This window comes from Arthrobacter sp. SAFR-044, from assembly GCF_059414985.1.
In genome coordinates this window covers 306,005-328,877 of the sequence record NZ_JBPFDN010000001.1, presented here as the reverse complement: position 1 = coordinate 328,877, position 22,873 = coordinate 306,005, and the positions used below count along the sequence as shown (strand labels likewise).

General features: G+C 68.5%; 16 protein-coding genes. 6 read left to right on the top strand and 10 right to left on the bottom strand.

The features are described 5' to 3' along the window. Positions 1 to 4: 4 nt before the first annotated feature. Positions 5 to 1,471, top strand: a complete 1,467-nt coding sequence (locus ACR65J_RS01445; RefSeq protein WP_440165417.1) for a DUF58 domain-containing protein — start codon at positions 5 to 7, stop codon at positions 1,469 to 1,471. After that, positions 1,468 to 3,945, top strand: a complete 2,478-nt coding sequence (locus ACR65J_RS01440; protein WP_440165416.1) for a transglutaminase TgpA family protein — start codon at positions 1,468 to 1,470, stop codon at positions 3,943 to 3,945. The genes ACR65J_RS01445 and ACR65J_RS01440 overlap by 4 nt, the downstream gene beginning before the upstream one ends. A gap of 59 nt (positions 3,946 to 4,004) precedes the next feature. Here the strand turns inward: ACR65J_RS01440 and ACR65J_RS01435 are convergent, their stop codons facing one another. Further along, the gene (locus ACR65J_RS01435) at positions 4,005 to 5,504 is read right to left on the bottom strand and encodes an NAD-dependent succinate-semialdehyde dehydrogenase (protein ID WP_440165414.1); all 1,500 of its coding nucleotides are present in this window, start codon (positions 5,502 to 5,504) and stop codon (positions 4,005 to 4,007) included. Between the two features lie 194 nt (positions 5,505 to 5,698). After that, positions 5,699 to 6,574, bottom strand: a complete 876-nt coding sequence (rsmI, locus tag ACR65J_RS01430) for a 16S rRNA (cytidine(1402)-2'-O)-methyltransferase (RefSeq protein WP_440165412.1) — start codon at positions 6,572 to 6,574, stop codon at positions 5,699 to 5,701. A gap of 45 nt (positions 6,575 to 6,619) precedes the next feature. On the opposite strand from rsmI, the gene ACR65J_RS01425 reads away from it, so the two are divergent. Both ACR65J_RS01425 and ACR65J_RS01420 read left to right on the top strand, forming a co-directional pair. Next, positions 6,620 to 8,344, top strand: coding sequence for a dolichyl-phosphate-mannose--protein mannosyltransferase (locus ACR65J_RS01425; protein WP_440165411.1), 1,725 nt, complete (start codon positions 6,620 to 6,622; stop codon positions 8,342 to 8,344). 67 nt (positions 8,345 to 8,411) lie between these two features. Beyond that, positions 8,412 to 10,241, top strand: a complete 1,830-nt coding sequence (locus ACR65J_RS01420) for an AMP-dependent synthetase/ligase (protein WP_440165409.1) — start codon at positions 8,412 to 8,414, stop codon at positions 10,239 to 10,241. Here the strand turns inward: ACR65J_RS01420 and ACR65J_RS01415 are convergent. Further along, positions 10,232 to 11,491 carry a TIGR01906 family membrane protein gene (locus ACR65J_RS01415; protein WP_440165408.1) on the bottom strand — a complete coding sequence of 420 codons (1,260 nt, stop codon included), beginning with the start codon at positions 11,489 to 11,491 and terminating at the stop codon, positions 10,232 to 10,234. The two genes, ACR65J_RS01420 and ACR65J_RS01415, sit on opposite strands and share 10 nt — an antisense overlap. Positions 11,492 to 11,615: 124 nt before the next feature. Then, the gene (locus tag ACR65J_RS01410) at positions 11,616 to 12,608 is read right to left on the bottom strand and encodes a stage II sporulation protein M (protein ID WP_440165407.1); all 993 of its coding nucleotides are present in this window, start codon (positions 12,606 to 12,608) and stop codon (positions 11,616 to 11,618) included. An 88-nt stretch (positions 12,609 to 12,696) separates the two neighbouring features. Here ACR65J_RS01410 and ACR65J_RS01405 point away from each other — a divergent pair, with 88 nt between their 5' ends. Then, positions 12,697 to 13,497 (top strand): RDD family protein, encoded by an 801-nt coding sequence (locus tag ACR65J_RS01405; RefSeq protein ID WP_440165405.1) that lies wholly within the window; start codon positions 12,697 to 12,699, stop codon positions 13,495 to 13,497. Position 13,498: 1 nt separating this feature from the next. Here the strand turns inward: ACR65J_RS01405 and ACR65J_RS01400 are convergent, their stop codons facing one another. The 4 genes from ACR65J_RS01400 to ACR65J_RS01385 form a co-directional block, all read right to left on the bottom strand. Then, positions 13,499 to 14,737, bottom strand: coding sequence for a L,D-transpeptidase (locus tag ACR65J_RS01400; protein ID WP_440165403.1), 1,239 nt, complete (start codon positions 14,735 to 14,737; stop codon positions 13,499 to 13,501). Between the two features lie 64 nt (positions 14,738 to 14,801). Next, the gene (gene ahcY / locus ACR65J_RS01395; RefSeq protein ID WP_440165402.1) at positions 14,802 to 16,268 is read right to left on the bottom strand and encodes an adenosylhomocysteinase; all 1,467 of its coding nucleotides are present in this window, start codon (positions 16,266 to 16,268) and stop codon (positions 14,802 to 14,804) included. Positions 16,269 to 16,343: 75 nt separating this feature from the next. Continuing rightward, the gene (locus ACR65J_RS01390) at positions 16,344 to 16,571 is read right to left on the bottom strand and encodes a Trm112 family protein (protein WP_142120732.1); all 228 of its coding nucleotides are present in this window, start codon (positions 16,569 to 16,571) and stop codon (positions 16,344 to 16,346) included. 79 nt (positions 16,572 to 16,650) lie between these two features. Next, on the bottom strand, positions 16,651 to 17,037 hold the full coding sequence (locus ACR65J_RS01385; protein WP_159632513.1) for a DUF3499 domain-containing protein: 387 nt from the start codon (positions 17,035 to 17,037) through the stop codon (positions 16,651 to 16,653). Between the two features lie 117 nt (positions 17,038 to 17,154). Between ACR65J_RS01385 and ACR65J_RS01380 the strand changes: the two genes are divergently transcribed. Further along, positions 17,155 to 17,667 (top strand): metallopeptidase family protein, encoded by a 513-nt coding sequence (locus ACR65J_RS01380; protein ID WP_440165399.1) that lies wholly within the window; start codon positions 17,155 to 17,157, stop codon positions 17,665 to 17,667. 41 nt (positions 17,668 to 17,708) lie between these two features. Here the strand turns inward: ACR65J_RS01380 and ACR65J_RS01375 are convergent, their stop codons facing one another. After that, positions 17,709 to 19,469, bottom strand: a complete 1,761-nt coding sequence (locus ACR65J_RS01375) for a DUF5719 family protein (RefSeq protein WP_440165397.1) — start codon at positions 19,467 to 19,469, stop codon at positions 17,709 to 17,711. After that, positions 19,462 to 22,845, bottom strand: a complete 3,384-nt coding sequence (locus ACR65J_RS01370) for a glycosyltransferase family 2 protein (RefSeq protein ID WP_440165396.1) — start codon at positions 22,843 to 22,845, stop codon at positions 19,462 to 19,464. The genes ACR65J_RS01375 and ACR65J_RS01370 overlap by 8 nt, the downstream gene beginning before the upstream one ends. Positions 22,846 to 22,873: the final 28 nt, after the last annotated feature.

The window sequence follows — 22,873 nt, the reverse complement described above, 5'->3', positions numbered from 1 at the left end:
AACCATGGCCCTCCTGGACAAGCTCCCCCGGCACCTGTTCACCAGGCGCGGATGGGGCATGCTGGCGGCGGGTGCCTTTACGCTGGCCGCGGCCCAGGTCATGGGCCGCCGTGACCTCCTGACGCTGGCCCTGCTGCTGCTGGTGCTTCCGCTTGTCTCACTGGCCGGCGTGCGGTTGGTAAAGCCACGCTTCCGGGTCTACCGCGAATTCAGCCCTTCGCCGCTGGAAACGTCGGCACCGGCAGCGGTCAACCTTGCGGTGGCCAGGACCGGCCCGGGCACCGGGCGGGTGGTCATGGAGGAGCGGCTGCCGGCGCAGTTCGGCCAGGCGCCTGCCTTCCGGTTCCCGTCCCGTTCCGCCTCCGGCGGCACCAGCCGCTACGAATACCACCTCACCTCCAGGTACCGCGGGCAGTTCAGGATTGGGCCGGTGACGGCCGAGTTCACCGACCCGTTCGGTCTCTCCCTGCACCGGCGGGCCATTGACGACGGCGACGTCCTCACCGTGACGCCCGCCGCCATCGTCCTGCCTTCCACCGGGCTGGCGGGAGCGCGCGGCAATGACGGCGTCACGGCCACCCGGGTGCGGGCGAACCCCAGCGATGACGACGTGATGACGCGTGAATACCGCCACGGGGATCCCATGCGGCGGGTCCATTGGGCCGCGACGGCCAGGCACGGGGAGCTGATGGTCCGGCAGGAGGAATCGGTCACTACCCCGGAAGCGACCATCATCCTGGACCACCGTTCCGGCTCGTTTGGCGGAAGGCCCGGAACATCCATGCCGGGGCTGCCCGGCCTCGATGGCCATGCACCCTCAACAAGCGACACCTTCGAGTGGTCCGTTGTTGCCGCGATGTCCGTCAGTACACACCTGGCTGAACGCAACTACTCCCTGCGCCTGCTGGATACCGGCGGCCACCCGGCGTTCCTGCACTCCCCCTCCTCCCCGGAACCAGCGGCGGAAGAGTACAGCGGCCCGTCTGGCCTGCAATCGATCGCCGAGAGCCTGGCTGCAATCCACCTCTCCGGAACGTTCCACCCGTGGCGGGACGGCACGCTCCTGGACATCACCGGCAGGAACACCGAACACCGGGCCGCTGGGGGTGCGCGGACACATGCTGGAACCGACCATGGTCCGCCGGCGTTTGACGACCAGTTGATGGACAAGTTGTCCGCGCACCGGATGCGGGGGCCGCTGATCGCCGTGCTTGGTCGGATTACCGGGGAGGAAGCAGCGGCACTGGCACCGGCGGCAGCGTATGGCACCGATGCGTTCGCCCTCCTTGCTGTGGAACGGCCCGCGGAATTCCAGGACGTCCTGGACGTGCTGCGGCAGGGCGGCTGGCGGGCGGTGGCAGCTGCGCCGAAGTCCCGGCTTGCGGCCGTGTGGGGCCAGTTCGAGCAGGACCCCGCCCTGCCGGTGGCGCCGGCAGCGGAGGTCCGCCGGGGAGCGGGGGTGGCCAAATGACGATGGCACCGGCCCGGCCAGCGGGTGCGGAACACCAGGCGGAGCATAAGCCGCAGATCCCGGCGGGCCGCACGGGAATGGGAGCCTATCCCTGGGCCATGGCGGCAGCAATCGCCGTGGCGGCCTGCGGGGCCGCCCTGTCCCTGAACGGCGTCCTTCGCGGCTGGAACTGGTACTGGCCCGCCATGACCACGGTGGTGGCGGTTGGCTTCACGCTGGCAGCACTCCGTACCCTCCGTGCCCAGCCCCTGCTGGTCACGGCCGCAGGGTTCGTGGCACTGGGCGGCGTCCTGACACTGACGTTCTTCCGCAGTTCCAGCTTCCTTTGGGTCGTCCCCACCGGCGCCACCTTGCCTGAGCTGGACCGGTTGATGCGGCGCGCCAGCGAGACCGTCCTGGCGGAGACAGCGCCCGTGGCGCCCAACGCTGGAATCGTCATGGTGGTCTGCGCCGTACTCGGCCTGGCTGTCATCCTGGTCGATGCCCTGGCGGTGCCCTTGGGGATGCCGGCTGCCTCCGGCATCGGGCTGCTGGCCCTGCTGGTGGTCCCGGCCATGATCAAACCCCAGAGCGTGGGCGTGTGGAGTTTCGTTGCCACCGCGGCGGGATACCTGCTGATCCTCGCCTGCAGCCAGTGGTTTGCCCCGGACGGCAGGCTGCAAGGCGGTTCTGCCGGCAGCCCCGGACTGATGCGGCGGGCCGCGCTGACCGGCGCCGTGGCCCTGGCGGCCACCTTGGTACTGCCGCTGGCCATCCCTGGCTTCGACCGCGGCACTTTCCCCCAGGGTTCACGGCTGAACCCGTGGGGCGGCTCCACCGGCCTGAACCCGATGATCACCCTGGGCAGCAGCCTGCGCACCCCTGACGGAAGCGGCAGGATCACGTACGCCACCAACTCGCCTGCACCCCTCTACCTGCGCTCGGTCACGGTGGACAGTTTCGACGGCGACTCCTGGGGCCCGGACGACCGGACCGGCTCCAGGGTGCCGCTGGACGGCCGGATCGACCCCGGCTATCCGGTCCTCACGGACGAGCAGGTGCGCCTGGTCACAGCCATCGACGCCGGTTCCTTCACCAGCCCCTACCTGCCGGTCCCCTATGCACCTGAAACCGTGAGTGGCCTGGGCGGGCAGTGGACCTGGGATCCGGCCACGCTGAGCATCAAGGGTACGGACACCACCACCCGGCGGCAGGAATACCTGGTGACCTCTGCGGTGCCCAAGCTCACCGCAGCCCTGCTGGCCCAGTCCTCCGCTCCGGCACGCGGCATTCCCGACGTTTTCACCAGGGTCCCCGGCAATGTGCCGGACATCGTGAAAACCACTGCGCAGACGGTGGCCGGAGCCGCCGGCACGCCGTACCAGAAAGCCATGGCCATCCAGAAGTACCTGCGGTCGTCCGAGTTCACCTACTCGCTGCAGTCACCGGTGCAGGGCGGCTACGACGGCAACGGGCTTTCTGTCCTGGCCGACTTCCTGCAGCAAAAGAGCGGCTACTGCATCCATTACGCCTCCGCCATGGCAGTCATGGCACGGCTGGAGGGAATCCCGAGCAGGATCGCCGTGGGGTACGCTCCTGGACGGTTGACCGGGGCGACGATAACGCTGGCTGGCCAGGGTGCCCTCCCGGAGTACGAGGCGGATGCCCGCGACGCCCACGCCTGGCCGGAACTGTACTTCCAGGGCCTGGGCTGGGTGTCGTTCGAACCGACGCCTTCCCGGGGAGTGGTTCCCGACTATGCCTCCGACGCATCAGCACCATCCGTTGCGGAGTCTTTGGACAACAACGACGGGCTCATTCCCGATACCGCCCCGGTACCATCACCTTCGGCCAGCGCAACGGCACTGGCCGTCCCAGGTGCCGGCGGCAGCGGCTCCAGCGACGGCGTGCAGTTGATGCCCTGGCTCCTCGGGACGGCAGGAGCGGTGGGCCTGGTCCTCCTGGCCACCGCCCCGCGCATGGTCCGCACCGGCACCCGGTCTCGGCGGCTGCGCCCAAAGCGCCCGGAGCTGGCCGTCCCGCTGGCTTGGAGCGAGCTCAGGGACCTCGGCACCGACTACAGGCTGCCTGCCGGGGACAACGAAACCCCGAGGGCCTATGCGGCCCGGTTCCGCGGCACGCTGCTGGGCGAGCCCGACGGTATGGACCGGGACGCCCACGAGGCGGTGGCGTCCCTCACCTCTGCCTTCGAGCACCACAGGTACGGCCGTCCCGGCGCCGGCGGTTCCGCGGGTGCGGGTGTCAGGGACCTCGCGGCCGGTATCGCCGCAGTGGAGGCGTCCCTGCAGGCCAATGCTCCCCTGCCCCGGCGATGGGCTGCTTCGTGGCTCCCGCCGTCGGTCACCCGCCGGCTGGGCCAGCTGCTCAGGATGCCGTTCAGCGCAGCCGGCCGCGCCATCCGCCGGCTGCCGCACACCGGGGCGCGCTTCAGGCGGGCGCCGGACGACGTCGGCAGGAGGGCCGGCGGGGGCTGAACGCACAGTGCCGGCCGGGAAAGTTCCCGGCCGGCACATGCGGTTGGAGAGGCGCCGGGCTAGCCCGCGTAGGGGTCGGCGATGCCGATGTACTGCGTGTAGAGGTACTCCTCGATGCCTTCGAGGCCGCCTTCGCGGCCCAGGCCCGACTGCTTCACCCCGCCGAACGGTGCTGCAGCGTTGGAGATGACGCCGGCGTTCAGCCCAAGCATGCCGGTTTCCAGGCGTTCGCCCATCCGGATACCGCGGTTGATGTCCTTGGTGAAGACGTAGGCCACCAGCCCGTATTCGGTGTTGTTGGCCAGCCGGACGGCCTCGTCCTCGCTGCTGAAGGTGATGATCGGGGCCACGGGTCCGAAGATTTCCTCGGACAGGATGCGGGTCCCCTCGGAGACGCCGGACAGGATGGTGGGCTGGTAGAAGTAGCCCGGCCCCTCCACGGGAGCACCGCCCAGGACTGCTTTGGCACCGGAGGCGAGCGCGTCGGACACCAGCTCGTGCACCTTGTCCCGGCTCTTGCCATCGATCAGCGGGCCCACCTTTGATTCGGGTTCGGTGCCGCGGGCGGTGGTCATCTCCTTCATCTTCGCGGCGAACTTCTCCACGAACTCACCGGCCACCGACTCGTGGACGATGAACCGGTTGGCAGCAGTGCAGGCCTCGCCCATGTTCCGCAGCTTGGCCGCCATGGCGCCGGTGACGGCAGCATCCAGGTCGGCGTCCTCGAAGACCAGGAACGGGGCATTGCCGCCCAGCTCCATGGAGGTGCGCAGCACGTTTTCGGAGGCATCGGCCAGCAGGCGGCGGCCCACCTCGGTGGAACCGGTGAAGGACAGCTTGCGGAGGCGGGAATCCTTGATCAGCGGTCCCGTAGTGGCCCCCGCCGTGGAGGTGGGGATGACGTTGAGGACACCGGCGGGCAGTCCGGCCTCCTGCATGACGGCGGCGAACAGCTGGGACGTCAGCGGCGTGAGGTTTGCGGACTTCAGCACCATGGTGCAGCCGGCAGCGACGGCGGGCGCGATCTTGCGGGTGGCCATGGCAAGCGGGAAGTTCCACGGGGTGATCAGCAGGCACGGGCCAACCGGCTTCTTGGTCACCAGGAGGCGGGATTTGCCATCCGGGGACACGGAGTAGCGGCCGAAGGCACGTACTGCTTCTTCGGAGAACCAGCGCAGGAACTCGGCGCCGTAGGTCACTTCGCCGCGGGCTTCGGCCAGCGGTTTGCCCATTTCCAGGGTCATCAGGAGGGCGAAGTCTTCTGCCCGCTCGGTCACCAGGTCGAAGGCCCTGCGGAGGATTTCACCCCGTTCGCGGGGCGGTACTTTCGCCCAGGACTCCTGGGCTGCCGCGGCAGCGTCGAGGGCCGCCGCACCATCCTCGGGGCCGGCGTCGGCGATGCTCAGCAGCACCTTCCCGGTGGCGGGATCCTCGACGTCGAACGTCTTGCCGGACGCGGCGTCGCGCCACTCGCCGTTGATGAGCAGCCCAGTGGGAACGGAGGCCAAAAGCCGGGTTTCGCGCTCGGCGGTAACGGCCGGCTGTGCAGTGACAGTCACGATGACTCCCTCGTCGGTAGGGTTGTGGCAGCCCGTCGCCGCGGCCGGAGTGACCGGGATCATGGGGCTGATTAACAGCCAGACTACTGCCGGCGACACCCATGGTCTACGCCGCGGCGCACTGCGGAATCGCTGCTGCGCTGTGCAGCTGCACAGCGCAGCAGCGTGGCGTGGGGAGCGGCTTGGGAGGCAGGCTACCGCGCGGCGAGGACCGCTGAATAGAGCTCCCGCTTGCTGACCCGGACATCTTCGGCGACGGCGGCTACGGCCTCCTTCAGCCGGATGCCCTGGGCCACCAGTTCATTGACGGCCGCAACGTGGTCCTCCGGCGTGCCGGCCGCCTGTTCGGGCGCGCCGCCAAGCACTACGGCAATCTCGCCGCGGACCTCGTTGTCCTCAGCCCACTGCAGGAGTTCGCCCACGGTGCCGCGGATGACTTCCTCATACGTTTTGGTCAGTTCGCGGCACACTGCGATGGGCCGGTCCGGGCCGAACCTCTCCCGCAGGGCCCGCAGCATGGCTTCAAGCCGGTGCGGTGCCTCGAAGAACACCATGGTGCGCCGCTCCCCCGCAAGGTCCGCGAGGCGCGAGGCCCTCTCACCGGCCTTGCGGGGCAGGAATCCTTCAAAGCAGAACCGGTCAGTGGGCAGGCCGGACAGTGCCAGTGCCGTGAGGACCGCGGACGGCCCGGGGACAGCGGTAACCGGAAGTCCCGCGGCGATGGCCCCCTCCACCAGCCGGAAACCGGGGTCTGACACCGCAGGCATCCCGGCGTCGGTGACCATCAGAAGCGTGCTGCCTGCACGGACCTGGTCCAGGAGCTCGGCCGTCCGGGTGGCCTCATTGTGCTCGTGATAGCTGATAACGCGCCCCGCAACGGCAACACCCAGGCTTTGGACCAGGCGGTGCAGCCGCCGGGTGTCCTCTGCCGCCACGATGTCCGCGGTGCCCAGCAGTTCCACCAGCCGGGCGGAGGCATCGCCGGTGTTCCCGATCGGAGTGGCGGCAAGGACGATCCGTCCCGCCGTCGAAGGGGCGGGCTCGGGAAGGGGGCTGGGGTTCGGGTCCACCCACCAAGCCTACTGCTGCCGGGTCTTCCAGCCGCAAAAGGTAGCATGGGGCTCGTGACGCAGACCTCGACGCGGCCCGCCGGGGCCGGGAAACCCAGCCCGGCGGCATCCCCCACCGGTACCGGCGCCACTGCGGTGGAACCCGCGAAGGCGGACCGGCCGTGGATCAGCCGGCCAAACGAGGCCTTCACCGTCGAGGCGCTGAAGGCGAGGCTCATCGGGACCGGCACGTCCTGGCGGGAATATCCGCCGTCGCTCCGGCTCTGGTTCATCCTGGTCCCGGCCTTCACCGCAGTTATCGGCGGCCTCCTCCGGTTCATCCGCCTCGAAGTACCGCACAAGCTTGTTTTCGACGAGACGTACTACGTCAAGGACGCGTACTCCTACCTCATCAGCGGCTACGAACGCAGCTGGCCGGACAAAGCCAATGATTCCTTCAACGCCGGGAATCCGGACGTCCTGCTGAACACCCCGGAATATGTGGTCCATCCCCCGGTGGGCAAATGGATGATCGCGGCGGGCATGTGGCTGTTCGGACCGGAAAATCCGTTTGGCTGGCGCTTTGCGGCGGCACTCACGGGCACCCTCACCGTGCTGCTGGTCTCCCTGATCGCCTTGAAGCTGTTCCGCTCCCTTCCGTTGGCGGGCGCCGCCGGGCTGCTCCTCGCCGTCGACGGCCACCACCTGGTGATGTCCCGCACGTCGCTGCTGGACATCTTCCTCACGTTCTGGATCCTCGCCGCCTTCGGCGCCCTGCTGATGGACCGCGACGACGGACGCCGCCGCCTGGCCGCCCGGCTGGCACGCATCGCCGCCGCGAACGGCGGACAGCCCCCGGCCGGTGCGCTGCTGTCCGGACCATGGCTGGGCATGCGCTGGTGGCGGGTTGCCGCGGGCGTCTGCCTGGGCCTGGCAGTGGGAACCAAATGGTCGGGGCTGTTCTTCCTGGCCGGGTTCGGCATCCTCACGGTGCTGTGGGACCTCAACGCCAGGCGGGTGGCAGGCATCCGCGGCTGGATCAGCGGCGGCGTCATCCGGGACGGTATCCCCGCCTTCATGGGCATGGTCCCGGTCGGAGGGATCGTCTACTCCGCTACCTGGACAGGCTGGTTCCTGTCGGACAACGCCTACTTCCGCCATTGGGCGGAAAGCAACCCGTCGGCAGAATGGGGATGGCTCCCCGACTCCGTCCGGTCCCTCGTCCACTACCACCTGGAAGCGTACAACTTCCATCAGGGCCTGAGTTCGGAGCACCCCTACCAGGCCAGCGCCTGGAGCTGGCTGGTGATGGGACGGCCCACGTCGTTCTTCTACGAATCCCCGCCCCAGGGCACCCCGGGCTGTGACGTGGAGAAGTGCACCTCCGCCATCCTGTCGGTCGGGAACCCGCTGGTCTGGTGGCCGGCGGCCATCGCACTGGTGGTCCTGCTGTTCTGGTGGGCGGGACGCCGGGACTGGCGCGCCGGGGCCGTGCTGGCCGGCGTCGCTGCGGGCTACCTGCCGTGGTTCATGTACCCCGAGCGGACCATGTTCTACTTCTACGCCGTGTCCTTTGAACCGTTCCTTGTCCTGGCCCTGGTGTACTGCCTGGGGCTGGTCCTGGGCAGGTCCACGGACCCGCCCTGGCGGCGCCGCTCCGGGGTGTACCTGGTGGCCCTGTTCCTTGCTGCGGCAGTGCTGCTGTCGGCGTTTTTCTACCCGATCTGGACGGCCGAAGTGTTCCCCTACGTCGACTGGAAGGTGCGGATGTGGATGCCATCCTGGATCTAGGGCAGGATGGCAAGGGAGACCTGAAGGAGCCGCTGCCGCGGCGTGGCAGCGGAAACGGAGACCTGCTGTGAGAGAAGCGAGCACGGAACTGCTGGTTGAGCTTGACGCCAACAGCAACGTGACTGACCTGCTGCTGGAGCAGCACGCCGCCAGCCCGGCCCACGCGCTGTACCGGCGGAAGGGGCCCAATGGCTGGGTGGATGTTTCCGCGCAAAAGTTCCTGCAGGACGTCAGCGCGTTGGCAAAGGGCCTGATCGCCGGCGGCTTGGAACCCGGCGATACCGTGGCGGTGATGTCCCGCACTTCCTACGAGTGGACGCTGGTGGACTTTGCCATCTGGTTCGCCGGCGGCGTCACCGTACCTATCTATGAAACGTCCTCCGCCAGCCAGGTGCAGTGGATCATCCAGGACGCGGGGGTCCGCCGCGTCTTCGCGGGCGACCGCGCCACCGTGCGGCTGGTCAGCGGCGTGGTGGCCGGTTCGGCCGAGCTCAGGGACCGCTTGGTCAACGTCGTAAGGATGGATTACGACGGCGAGGCCCCGGACCTCGCCAGCCTCGCCGCTGCGGGCACGGGCGTCAGCGATGCCGAGCTGGAGCGGCAGCGAAGCCGCGCAGGGTTGGCCGATCTCGCCTCGCTGGTATACACGTCGGGGACCACAGGCCAACCCAAGGGGTGCGAGATCACGCACGGGAACTTCGCGCTGGTGGCCAGGAACATCGTCGCTTTCCTCCCCGAAGTCCTGCAAAAGGACCAGGCCCGCACCTTGATGTTCCTCCCGCTTGCCCATGTGCTGGCCCGGGCGGTCCAGGTGGTCTGCCTGGCCGCGGGAGCCACCCTGGGGCACACCCCGGGCGCGGCGCAACTGCTCGAGGACCTCGGAACGTTCCGGCCCACCTTCCTGCTGGTGGTGCCGCGCATCTTCGAAAAGGTCCGGGCGACTGCAGCGCACAAGGCTGCCGTGGCAGGCAAGGGGAGGCTGTTCGATGCCGCAGCGGCAGCCGCCATCGAATACTCCCGGGCGCAGGACCGCCAGAACCAGGGCGAAGGTCCGGGCCCCGGCCTGCTCAGCCGGGTCCGGCATTCGGTGTACGACCGCCTGGTCTATCCGCGCCTGCGCCAGGCGCTGGGCGGAGAGGTGGGATACACCGTCTCCGGGGCCAGTCCCCTGGCGTCAGAGGACGCGCACTTCTTCCGGGGCGTGGGAATTCCCGTCCTGGAAGGTTATGGCCTGACCGAGACCACGGCGCCCTGCACGGCCAACACCCCGTCCCGCACCAAGGTGGGTACAGTGGGCATACCCATCCCAGGCACCACCATCCGCGTTGCCGAGGACGGCGAAATCCTGGTCAAGGGGATCGGGGTGTTCAGGGGCTACCACGCCAACCCCGCGGCGAACGCGGAGGCGTTCGTGGACGGCTTCTTCCGTACCGGTGACCTTGGCGTCCTGGACAAGGACGGTTTCCTCACCGTCACGGGCCGGAAGAAGGACCTGCTGGTCACGGCCGGCGGCAAGAATGTGGCGCCGGGGCCGCTGGAGGAGAAGATCCGTAGCCACCAACTGGTGGGCCATGCCGTGGTGGTGGGCGACGGCAAGCCTTTCGTCTCAGCCCTGCTGACCCTGGACCCGGAAGGCGTGGCCAATTGGCGGTCTGAGCGTGGCATGCGTCCCCTCCCCCTTCGGGAAGCCGCGGACGACCCCAAGGTCCTGGCTGCCCTTCAGGAAGCAGTGGACCTTGCCAACCAGATGGTGTCCCAAGCCGAGTCGGTGCGGACTTTCAGGCTGCTGGACGCTGAATTCAGCGTGGAGTCCGGGCACCTGACGCCTTCCCTGAAACTCAAGCGGGCCGCCGTCGTCAAGGAGTTCCAGGCGGAGATCGCCAAAATTTACGGCTGATCCATCTTTTCCTGGTCCGGGCTTACCTGCTTGTCCTCCGTTGCCAAACCGCGGCGGCGGCGGGTGGGCCACGTGAGCACCAGGGTCACGATGGATGCCAGGAGCACCAGGCCGGCGATGGCGATGCCGGCGTCAATCCAGAACTGGCTGGGGAACAGCCTGATCAGGGTGTCGTCCAGGCTGAACGTCCAGGACCCGTTGGCGAAGAAGACGCGGTGGAATTCGGTGAAGAACTGCTGCCAGCCCAGCGCCGCCAGGGTGCCCAGGCCCAGGATCAGGACCAGCGTGATGATGGAGCCGGCGAAGAGGCCGCGCCGGACTCCGCCGGTGCTGCGCCTGCGCAGGTAAAGGATTGCGATCAGCGCCAGGAGGAGCAGCAGCGCACCGGCGCCAAAGGTGGAGAGGATGACCGCCTTGACGTCCGCCATGTGGCTGACTTCGCCGTCCTTGAAGAGTTTTTCGCCGCCGCGCTGCACCAGATCGCCCAGATACCTGGGGCCCGACCAGTTGATGAGGTAGTCCACGGCGTAGGAGCCGTACGTCATCCTGTCATCGGTGCTGAAGCCGTAGCCGTCGCCCGGGAAACCGGGGCGGTTGTACTCCACCCAGAGGAAGAGCGGGGTGGTCACTGCCCGGACGGCAAGGATCAGGAGGATGAACGGGTAGATGATGGCCAGCACGACCTGCAGGACGCGCGGCGCCACGGGCTTGGCGTTCGCAGCGCTTTCCCGCTGGGCATTGCGGCGCTCCACTTCCTCCGCAGGGGGACGGACGTGCAGCGCTGAGGTGGGGAGGGGCTCCTTGAAGACCGGCGAGGCAGTGCTGCCCGCGGGCCCATCTGCGGAAGTGGCGGCCGTTGACGGGCCGGCGGCAGGACGGCCGGCAGCCGACGGACCGGCAGCGTGGCTTCCAGGGGCGGAGGATTCGACTGCGGCTTCCGCAGCCTTGCGGTGGGCACGGCTTTCGGGCTGGACAGTCTTGCCCGCTGCCGTGGGTTCTTCCCGGTCGGGCCGCTTCCCGTGGGATGCTCCCCCGCCGGTCTTGTCGCCGGGTTCCTCCCCGCCGGTCCTGTCGCCGTCGGTCCTGTCGCCGTCGGCCTTGTCGGCGTCGGCCTTGTCGGCGTCGGCCTTGTGGGCGTCAGTGGGCGTCAGCCAGGAGAACGCGGGCTCGTCGGAATCCCGGGACGTATCCAGCAAAGGTTCCGGCTGCGGCGCAGCGCTTTTGGCGCGGACCGGTGTTTCGTCATTCACAGCAGCGTCACTTCCGTTGGGTTCCGCACCGGCCCCATGCCGCCGGTGCGATTGATTCTGCTGTCGAGCCTACCGTCACGGACTTCCGCTGGGCGAGGAACCACCCCGGCAGGATTACAACGATTCAGGCAGCGATTTCCGCGTACCCGGCATCTTCCCGGCGGAGGTCCCCGCGTTCCCCGGCGAGGAAAGCCCGCCTGCCCCAGACCACGGCGTAAGTCCAATACGCAGCGAGGACTGCCGCGCCGATGCTGATCCGCGCCCAGGCAGGCAGCGGACTGGGAGTGACAAACCCTTCCACGAGCCCCGAGATGAACAGTACGAGGACCAGTCCCAGGGCCACCGTGACCAGCGACCGCCCTTCTTCCGCCACCGCCCGTCCCCGGGTCCGCGGCCCCGGCGAGACCATGGCCCAGAAGATCCGCAGTCCCGCGGCGGAGGCAACAAAGACGGCAGTCAGTTCCATCAGCCCGTGAGGCAGGATGTAGCTGAAAAAGACGTCGGATTTGCCGGCGGCAGCGAAGATTCCGGCGGCGATGCCCATTCCCTGGGCATTGCTGAAGAGGATCATGGGCACCCAGACCCCGGTGATCCCCAGGGCCACCGCCTGCGCACTGATCCACGCGTTGTTGGTCCATACGGCTCCGGCGAAGGATGCTGCAGGGTTCTCTGAGTAGTAGTTGATGAAGTCCTGCTCCACGTACTGGGCGGCAGCGGTCTCCGACGCCACGGCCCTGAGCGCTTCGGGCGATGTTCCGATCCACGCCGCGTACGCAGCAGCGACGAGGACGAAAGCTGTTCCGCACGCCAGGGTAAGCCAGGTCAGCCGGTACAGCGCCGCGGGCAGTGCGACCACGAAAAACCTGGCGAGGTCGGCCATGAGGTTGGAGCGTGCGCCGGTAAAGCGGGTCCTGGCCTGGGCGAGCGTGGCCGAGAGGGAAGCGGACAACCCGCTCTCCGGGGCAACGGACCGGACCAGTGACAGGTGGCCGGACGTTGACTGGTACAGCGCCAGCAATTCGTCAGGCTCGGCGCCGGTGAGCCTGCCTTTGCCCGCGAGCTCCTGCAGCCGCGCCCACTTGTCCGCATTAACGGCGGCGAAGGCATCCATGTCCACGGCTACAGCCTAGCGCCCGGCATTAGACTTTGACCGTCCGCACCATCGGACGGTCCATACCAGCAGCTGCGAAGGGCGGGGACGCAGGGTGAGCCAGATCATCACCGGCGAGGCAGTAGTACTCGAGCTGCGGCCCGCGGGCTTTGCTGCCCGGGCCCTGGGCCTGGTCATCGACGTCGTCCTGCACGTGGTCCTGCTCGTGCTGATCATGCTTGGCCTGTCCGCCGCCGGTGCTGACCTGGACGGTGCCGCTGCGCGGGCCCTTGGCCTGTCCGCCGTCGTATTCTGCCTGGTGGTAGTGCCGGTGGCGGTGGAAACACTGAGCCGGGGCCGGTCGCTCGGCAAACTGGCCACAGGCCTTCGGGTGGTGCGCGAGGACGGCGGCGCCATCCGCTTCCGGCACGCCGTGATCCGCGGACTGACCGGATTCCTCGAGATCTACCTGACGTTCGGAGGTCTTGCCCTCGCCGTGGCGCTCTTCAACGACAAATCCAGGCGGCTCGGAGACCTGCTCGCTGGCACGTACGCTGTGCGCAGCCGGGTTCCTGCCGAAGCGGCCCTCCGGGTATTCGTTCCACCCTACCTGCAACCGTGGGCTGCCGCGGCGGACATCGGACGTATCCCTGACGCCACGGCGCGCCGGGCAGCCCAGTTCCTCCGCCAGGCGGACCGGATGGCTCCGCTGTCCAGGGCAGGCATGGCACAGGCGGTCGCCGAGGAGCTGTCTGTACACGTGGCCCCGGCCCCGCCGCCGGGAACCCGCCCCGAAGACTATCTGGCCGCCGTCGTGGCTGAGCGCCGGAACAGGGAGTTCACCAGGCTGTCGCAGTCACGGCAGCGGAACACGGAGACGGGCCGACGGCTGCAGCGCCTGCCGTTCGGCAACTGACCTAGTTGTCGTACTCGCTCCACGGAATGTTCCAGTCGCCAAACCCGTCAGTGTTCGCCGCGTAGTCACCTTCGGTGTTGATGATCTGTACTACGTCACCGGTCCCCATGTTGTCGAACACCCAGGCTGCCCCGTCCGGCAGGAACCCGATGCAGCCGTGGGACACGTTGGTATTGCCAATGTACGGATAGGCGGACTCAAGTGCCTGGTGGATGTAGGCGCCGCTGAGGGTGAGCCGGATGGTGTATTCGACGTCGGCCTCGCCATAGTAGGCGGGATCGTCAGGCTTCAGGCCGATGCTTGCCGCCCTGAAGTGGTCGAACCGGTTTTTCTCCATCAGCACCGCATATCCCTTGGCGGACGGGAAACGCTTGTCCCCCATGCTGACGGGCAGGGTCTTAACAGGCTGGTCGTTGATGCTCAGCGTGAAGGTGTGGGCCGTGGCGTCGGCGATGGCCACCTTCTTGTCCCCGATGTTGACGTTCACCTTCTTGTTGAAGTTGGCGATCTGGCCGTTCCCAAGGTCAACGCCGAAGAGTTGCATGTCCATGGTGATGGTGGAGTTCGCCGCCCAGAAGTTCTCGGGGCGGTACCGGACCATGGTGTCGCTGTACCAGTGGAATGCACCGGTCTGTCCTGCCGTGCTGGTGATCTTGATGGCCTTTTCCACGGCGGCACGGTTGGTCACGGGCTCGCTGAAGATGATCTGCAGGGGCTGGCCGACGCCGACCTTCATGCCGTTCAGCGGGTAGATGGCCGCGTCCGCCTCATGCGAACTGGAGACGGTGTTAAAGGACTGGGTGGTGCTGGTTTCGCGTCCCGCACTGTCCTTCACCACGTAGGTGTAGCTGTACTCGGTGTTGAACTCCAAAGGCGCGGTGGCCGACCACGATGTCCCGCTGGCGTCGATGCTGCCGTCAATGGTCTTCCCGGCGGTGCTGGCGAGGGTGACGCGCTGGATGGTCCCGTTGCCCACCTTCAGGGACACCGGGGCGGCGGGATTCACCTGCTTGGCCCCGTCAACCGGGGCCGCGTCGAGCTTCACCGGCGGCACGACGGGTGAAGCGATGCCCCGCGATGTCCGCAGTGCGGAGCCTGCTTCCGATTCAAGGGGTCCGCCGGCAAGGCCCGGCGCGACAGCGGCGAAAACCCCGCCCATAGCGGCCAGGATACAAACAGCAGCCACGGCAACGATTTTCTTGGCAGTCCCCCGGCGGCGGGGCTTTACATCAGGCTCCATGTTTTCGATCCTACGTGCAGAAAATAACGGGCCCGGGCACGATGCGCACCCGGGCCCTTACGGCTCAGTAACGATAGTGCTCGGGCTTGTACGGGCCCGCGACGTCGATGTCCAGGTATTCCGCCTGGTCCTTGCTCAGTTCGGTGAGCTCAACGCCCAGGGCGTCCAGGTGCAGCCGGGCCACCTTTTCGTCCAGGACCTTGGGGAGGACGTAGACCTTGTTCTCATACTCGTGCTGGTCCCGCTTGGTCCACAGCTCGATTTGCGCAATGGTCTGGTTGGCGAACGAGTTGCTCATGACAAAGGACGGGTGGCCCGTGGCGTTGCCAAGGTTGAGCAGGCGTCCTTCGGACAGGACGATGATGGAGCGCTCGGCGTCCGTGCCTTCATCAAAGACCCATTCGTGGACCTGCGGCTTGATTTCGACCTTTTTGACGCCAGGGATGCGTGCCAGTCCGGCGATGTCGATTTCATTGTCGAAGTGGCCGATGTTGCCCACAATGGCCTTGTTCTTCATCCCGGCCATGTGCTCGGCCAGGATGACATCCTTGTTGCCGGTGGTGGTGATGAAAATGTCGCCCTTTGCCAGGACGGATTCCAGCTTGGCCACCTGGTAGCCGTCCATGGCCGCCTGCAGCGCGCAGATGGGGTCGATCTCGGTGACGATGACGCGCGAGCCCTGCCCACGCAGCGCTTCCGCGGCACCCTTGCCGACGTCGCCGTAGCCGCAGACGACGGCGACCTTGCCGCCCATGAGCACATCCGTGGCCCGGTTGATGCCGTCCGGCAGGGAGTGGCGGATACCGTACTTGTTGTCGAACTTGCTCTTGGTCACGGAGTCGTTGACGTTAATGGCCGGGAAGAGCAGCTTGCCCTGGTCCGCCAGCTGGTACAGGCGGTGGACGCCGGTAGTGGTTTCCTCGCTGACACCCCTGATCGTGGCAGCCGTGCGGGTCCACTTCTGCGCGTCTGCGGCCAGGGAGCGGCGCAGCACATCGAGGAAGATCCCGTATTCCTCCGAATCCTCGGGATCCGCGGAAGGGACGTTGCCGGCGGCTTCGAACTCCACGCCCTTGTGCACCAGCATGGTGGCGTCGCCGCCATCGTCCAGGATCATGTTGGGACCAAGCTCGGGGTTCGTCCCGGCGCCGGGCCAGGTGAGGATCTGTTCCGCGGTCCACCAGTATTCCTCAAGCGTCTCGCCCTTCCAGGCGAACACCGGTACGCCCTGCGGGTCCTCGACGGTGCCCTTGCCCACCACCACGGCTGCGGCCGCTTCGTCCTGGGTGGAGAAGATGTTGCAGGAGGCCCAGCGGACCTCGGCGCCCAGCGCGGTGAGGGTCTCGATCAGCACGGCGGTCTGCACCGTCATGTGCAGGGAACCGGCAATCCGGGCGCCCTTGAGCGGCTGGGTGGGGCCGAACTCCTCACGGAGGGACATCAGGCCGGGCATTTCATGCTCAGCAAGGCGGATCTGGTGCCGGCCGGCTTCCGCCAGTGAAATGTCGGCAACTTTGTAGTCAAAAGTCATGGGTGGTCCTTTGCTTGGTCCGGGTCCTGGTCCAGTCCCCGTTCTGCTGTTTCTGTGCGTGCGGACGCAGGTGAACTAGTGGCCTGCCGCAGCGGGATCATGCTGGTCGGAACCTGCCGAGGCTGCTGCCGCCAGCAGCTCCGGGGGTAGCAGCAAAGGGATCCCGTCCTCGATGGCATACCGGTTCCTGGCGCCTGTATCCCCGGCGGCGGTGGCCACCAGCTCCTCCCCCTCCTGGACCAGGGGTGAGCCGGTCACGGGGCAACGCAGGACGGACAACAGCTCGGGGCTGATCTTTGGCATTTGTTCATGCTCCCTGGCGGGCGCGCTCGCGCCGGTAGCGGAAAAGATGTGCAGCTTCCAGCCTACCGCCAGATGGGCGTCAGGAAGGTTCCCGAAGGACGCGCAGGTGCCCCCGACGTGCGCCTTCGGTACCGGCCGGAGCTTCCAGGGCGGAGTGGTGTGCCCGCTGGGCGGGCGCCTGCGGCTCCGGGGGCAGGGCGGCGGCGTCACGAACAGCGTTGGCGAGGGCCAGCAGGTCATCGGGTCCTGGCTGCTGGGGGGTGGACGGCATGGCCAGGCGCAGCACTTCCCAGCCGCGGGGCACCGTCAGCGAATCGGCGTGCTGCTCGCAGAGGTCGTAGCAGTGCGGTTCGGCGTAGGTGGCGAGCGGGCCCAGGACCGCGGTGGAGTCCGCGTACACGTACGTCAGGGTGGCTACCGCCGACTGGCGGCAGGCAGACCTTGAACATTGACGGATAGCTCCCACGACATCACAGACTACCCCTTCGCCGCCGAAAACCCGCGCATTGCGGCCATGGCCGACGCGCCGCCGGAGCGGGCGGCATGTATCGCGTAAATCCTCCCCCGGGTTTACAGTCGATGTATGCAGTCATCGAACCATGAATCAGGTTTTTCGGTCCGGTTGGCTGACCCGGATGCCCCAGTGGCAACGGGCGCGGAGACCGCCGGCAGGAGCTTCTCCAGGCGGCGCCGGAACCGCCACGGACGCGGCCTCCGCGGCGAGGTAATGCTGCCCACCCATCCCGGATACCGCACGCGCGGCGACCGCTTTGACGACATGGTGCTCGACTCAGCCCAGCGGCTGCACGACATCTGGGGCAAGACCCTCGACGGCGTCCGGTTTGGCGTGGATGAAATCCCGCCGGACCTCGAGCAGCTGGCCGCGAATGCATCCACGCCACCCATGGGCTCCTACACCCCCGCCGCCGGTGAGGACGGACCCATGATTACCGTGTACCGGCGGGTGGTGGAGCAGACGTGCTCCAGCGTGGAAGAACTCCAGGACCTGGTCCACGACGTGGTGGTGGAACACACCGCGGAAATGCTGGGCGTGGCGCCGGAGACTCTGGATCCCGTGTACCGCCGCCGCTACTGACGCGGGGCCGCAGGCAGACGGCGCCGCCGGCATCCCCGGCCCTAGTACCCCAGCGTGACCGGCACTGTTTCCTGGCCCGCAGCGGCAGCCAGGAAGGCCAGGGATGAGACGTCGTTCCGGCCGTCCTGCCCCAAAAGCACCGCCCCGTAGGCAGCGCCACCGGAGGCGGACACCACGTAGCCGACGACGTCGGCGCCTTCAGCTTGGGCAGGAATGCTGATGGAGGCTGTGGTTCCCCCTGCGATGTCAGCGGAGGCCGCGGCCCGTACCTTTCCGTCGGCCGTGATGGGCGCGTAGGTAATCGTGGCCCTGGCGTCCAGGGCACCGAAGACCAGTTGGCGTTGGCCGCCCTTGGGGACGGGAACCACGTGCTGGCTGCCCAGCCGCACTGCCGACGCCGCCCAGGCCACATCCGAGGGCTGTCCCGCCTGGAGGCCGCGGCTCATGCGCGCGGCGGCGAGGAAGGAGACGTCGGATGAGGCGGCAACCGTGTACTGGCCTGCAGGCACCCCTGCCAGGGAGACCTCAGTGGTTGATCCGGCTTTTGCGGTGATGACGCCGCCGGTGGGAAGCGCGTGCTGGCCGTCGCGTCCGAACAGCTTGATCTCCACCACGGCATCTGATGCGCCGGGAACGGTCAATTCAAGGGCGGGACCGGCATCGCGGTAGCCGGGCTGTGCCGTCAGGGCGGCAAGCCCTGCAGGGTCCTGGATGTCCACTCCGGTCATCACCTGGCGGACAGCGGGGGCAGTCCCCGGGCTGATGTAATCCACGCCACCCGGGGTGAGGCCGCGCAGGAAGCTTTGCTGGATCGAGGCTGCAACCGGTCCACCGGCGCTGCGGACGTGAAGGCTGAGCTTGGACTCGTTGGGCGCGAGTCCGGCGAGGACCACGCTGCGTGTGGTGCCGGGGGCAACCAGCAGCCCACGGCTGCCGGGCGCCTGGACCTGCCCACCGGCACCGAACAGTTCCAGGCTTACGGTGGCGGGCGTGCTGGAGGCGTTGGTCAGCGCAAGCACGGAGGTGCGGCCAACAGTGGTGCTGGCACCCGCCAGCCACTGGTCATTCGAGGGTTGCCCGCAGGGCGCAGCGGCACTGCCCTGCAAGTCGCCGTCGGTGGCGGTGTACTTCATGGCCCCGGCGGCCGAGGCATTCTGGTTGGCCACGGCGTTGGCGCTGAGGACGTTCACCTGGCCCACGGCACGGTCCGTCACCACTCCGGCAAGGAGTTCCTGGGGGGCTCCGACGCTGGGCGCCGGGCCTGGGTCCTTGGCAATTTCGACGGCGGCGGTTCCGTCCAGGTGCGCCAGCCGGCTCCCGGGCAGCACACCTCCGGCGCTGAGCACCGCGGCGCTGACCTTGGTTGCCGCGGTGGCAGACTCGGGCCTGAACTGGGCATCGGTGCCTGCCTCGGTGCCCTCCAGCAGCCGTGCAGGGCCGGGGCATACGCCGAGGCTGGCCCCGGCTGGAACGGCGGTTTCGGCCAGCGGCACCGTCCGGCTGGATGCAGGCTCCGGGATCAGCGATCCGGCGGCCACGACGGCCCCGCCGCCGGCGAGGATCAGGACACCTGCCGCCACGCCGGCAACGGAAGCAGCACGGCCCTTTCCGCCCGGCAGGCGGGTGGCCCCGCGGCCGGACGGTTTCCGGCCCTGGCCGGGACCGGTGCGTGCGGCAGGAGCGGCGGCGGCAGCGGGCTTCCCCGGTGCTGCCGGCTTTTCTCCGGAATGCGCCGGTTCGGCGGGGTCCGGCGTTCCGGCATCAGCCCGGGCCTTGGCAGCCGGTGGGTTGTGCTCATGCATGTTGGTGTTCCTTACGCAGGGAGCCCTCGTCACGGGACAGGCCGGTCCGCGGCCGCCGGGCCGGCATGGGGATGGCAAGGATGACGGTGAGCCCAATGACCGTGATTTGGCCGGCGGCCGCCCAGAACGACCACGGGTTTTCGTAGCGGACCGTCAGTTGGCCGGCCGACGCCGGGAGGGTGAAGGCCTGCGACCAGCCGGAGGTGGTGGAGGTCAGCTTCCGCCCGTCGAGCCAGGCGCTCCAACCGGGATCGGCCCGCTCTGCCAGTACCACCAGCCGGCCTTCCGCCCCGCCAGGGACAGCTGCGTCGACATTGTCAGTGCCGGAAGCGACCAACGCTGTCGCCGTCCCGCCGGCGTCCACGATCCGGACGCGGTGCGCCACGTCGGCGGCCTGGAGGCCCCGCTGGTTCAGCGGGCTGATCCGCCACAGCCAGCCGACGTCGGTCTGCCCCACGGCCACCAGGCCCGGGACTGCGTCCATCCGGCTGGCGGTCAGCTGGGCTGCCGTGTCCGCGGCGCGGAGCACCACAAAGCCGACACCGAGCTGTTCGAGGTCGGACCGGGGATCCACGCCCTGGCCCGCGACCATGGTGGCCACGACGCGCCGGACAGCTGCGGTGACGTCGTCGTCGTCGCGCACCTCTTCGGCACCGGGAGCGCCGATGATGTTCCGGGCGGAGGCGATGGCCGAGAGGCTGTCCAGGGTGGTCCCGGACCCGCGCATCAGCGACGCGTTGAAACTTCCGTCGTCTCCGGTGCTCAGCAGGAGGGTGCGCGTCTGTTCAGGTCCGGTCCCGCGGTCGATGGCGGTGGCGGGAAGGGACCGTCCGGTAGCGGCGTCCACCAGCCGCGTTGTGCCGAGCGCTCCCGCTCCCCCGTCTCCGGGGGTGGCCGGGTTTGAAGCCGGACCTGAATCGGGGGCGACCGCCCGGGCAGCGGGTGCGGCAGCAGTGGCCGGGCGCAGCAGGTTCTGCGCGGACCAGGCGGCCATGCCTGCCAGCGGCCCGGCCAGCAGTACCACCAGGCCCAGCGCCAGGCCGGCACGGGCTGCCGTCCTGGTCTTCGCACCGGCGGCGGAAGCCACGTCCGCAGCGGACAGCAGTTGCTCCGCCCCGAGGAGTGCCGCTGCAAGGAGGGCAAAGGACGCGGCGGACACGGCGGGGCCGGGGAAAGGCGTCACCATGACATCCGTTGCCAGGCCGGTGGCAACGTGGCCTGCCAGCCAACCGCCGGCCAGGGCGATGATCGAGCCCGTCCAGAACCATCTGGCAGTCCGCGCCCGGCGTCCCGGGCTGAAGAGTCCCACAATGGCAAGGATCAGCACCGGACCTGCGATGAGCAAGGCCAGCAGCAGGGCCCACGGCACCGTCCCGCCCGCGAAGGCCGCCAACCCTCGCAGGCCACCGGCGGGGTCGAATGACAGGGGCTGGCCCAGGACCTGCTGCCACAGCGGCGCGGCGTCGAATCCCAGTGGGAGTCCGGGATCGGCCAGGAGCGCGCGCGGCCGGTCGATGGTGGAGAGGGCGAACGGGACAAACAGGGCTGCGCTGGGCAGCAGTGCCCACCAGACTGTCCGTCCGCGCCGCCCCAGCACGATGCCGCACAGCACGATGACCACAGTTGCCGGGATGAGCAGGGACGGCGCCGACGCGGTAGTGACCGCCAGCGCCAGGCCCGCAGCTGCGGCGGCTGTCCACGACGGCACCCCGTTGATGCCCGCCTTGGCCGGAGTCTGTTCACCCGCCAGGTCGCCGGGTGCCGCAGCGGGGCTGAAACGGCCATGGCCAACGGCTGAGCCGGTAGCCCGCAGGAGGCCCAGGACCACCAGCGGCAGCATGATGTGCGCGATCAAGGCGCCGGCCCGGCCCTGGTTCAGCGCGGCCTGGAGTGCCGGCGCCGCGGCCCAGAAGATTGCCGCCGCGAAGCGGAGCCGGCGGCGTTCGGTCACCCCGCCCGTTGCGAACCACGCGGTGAGCCCGGACAGCGGGGCACCGAGCAGGAGCAGCCAGGCCATGGCGGCGTTGGCATCGCCTCCGCCGGCGAGGCCGATGATCCACAGGACATAGCCAAACGGATCACCGCGGCCGGGCAGGCCCGCTCCGAGGCTGATCCACCAGCTGGAGGCGTTGTGCCAGATGTCCCCCAGGTCCGCGGACACGGGAATCAAGGCACCGCCGGCTACGGCGCCGGCACGGAACAGTCCTGCCAGCGCCAGCAGCGACGCCACTGCCGCGATGATGACGGCGGCCAGGGCACCGTTGCCCACCCAGCCGCGCTTGCTGGTGGCCAGGGCGGCAAAGTCGTCCGCGGCGTCGCCGGTTGGCTGGTGCGCGAGCGGGTCCTGCACGAGGTGGTCGGCAGCTGAGCCGTCGGATCCCAGCGCCTCCATCAAGGACCGGCGGTGGCTCCAGACCTCCCGGCGGGGTGTCTGAAGCTTGCGGATGACGGAGCGGCGGATGCGCCGCGTGCGTTTGGCTGCGCGCCGGGCCTTGGCCACAGCACGCGGCCGGCCCAGGGCAGCGGAGGTGGCAAGAAGCTGGGAGATGCCGTGGCCGGGATCTTTGACCACGATACGCAGGACCAGCTTGAAGAGGCTGCCCAGCAAGGCGCCGATGCCGTGGATGGGCACCATCCAGAGCGGGCTGTGCTTCAGGCGCAGGTGGACCTGCGCCTTCCGGGCTGCGGACGGGTTTCCAAGGGCGTGGGGCCGGTGCGCCACATGGAACATCCGGGCCGCGGGAACCACTACCACGCGGTGGCCAGCCAGGCGGTTCCGCCAGCAGAAGTCCACGTCATCGCCGCTGCCCGGCAGTGCGGGGTCGAAGCCGCCCAGATGTTCCCAGACGTCGCGGCGAACCAGCATGCCGGCCGAGTTCACGGCGAAGGTATCGGTGCGGCCGTCGTACTGGCCCTGGTCCATCTCATCGGCGTCGATGAGCGTAAGCCGCTCGGCCCACCTGCTGGTGGAAAGGCCCACATCCATCAGTTTGCGCGGCGAATGCCAATCCAGCTGCTTGCAGCCGGCAACAGTGACCGAGGGTGCGCGCTCCACGGCGCCCAAAAGTTCCGCGAGGGCTTCCGGCGCCGGCGCGGCATCGTCGTGCAGCAGCCAGATCCACTCCGTCCGGGCGCCGTCGGTGCTTCCGTCGAAGGGCACCAGCGCTGCAAGCGCGGCGGAGACGGCGGCACCCATGCCGCCTTTGCCCCGGGGTTGGCTGACAACCCCGGCGTCACCAAGGGCCTCCCTGAGGAGGCTGTACGAATCGTCGCCGGAGCCGGCGTCCACGCCAACGGCACGGTCAGCCGGGCGCGTCTGGGCCGCCAGGGCCGAAAGGGTTCTGGGCAGATAGGCACTGCCGTTGTGGGCAACCACAACGGCAGTGACATGGACATCCTGAAGA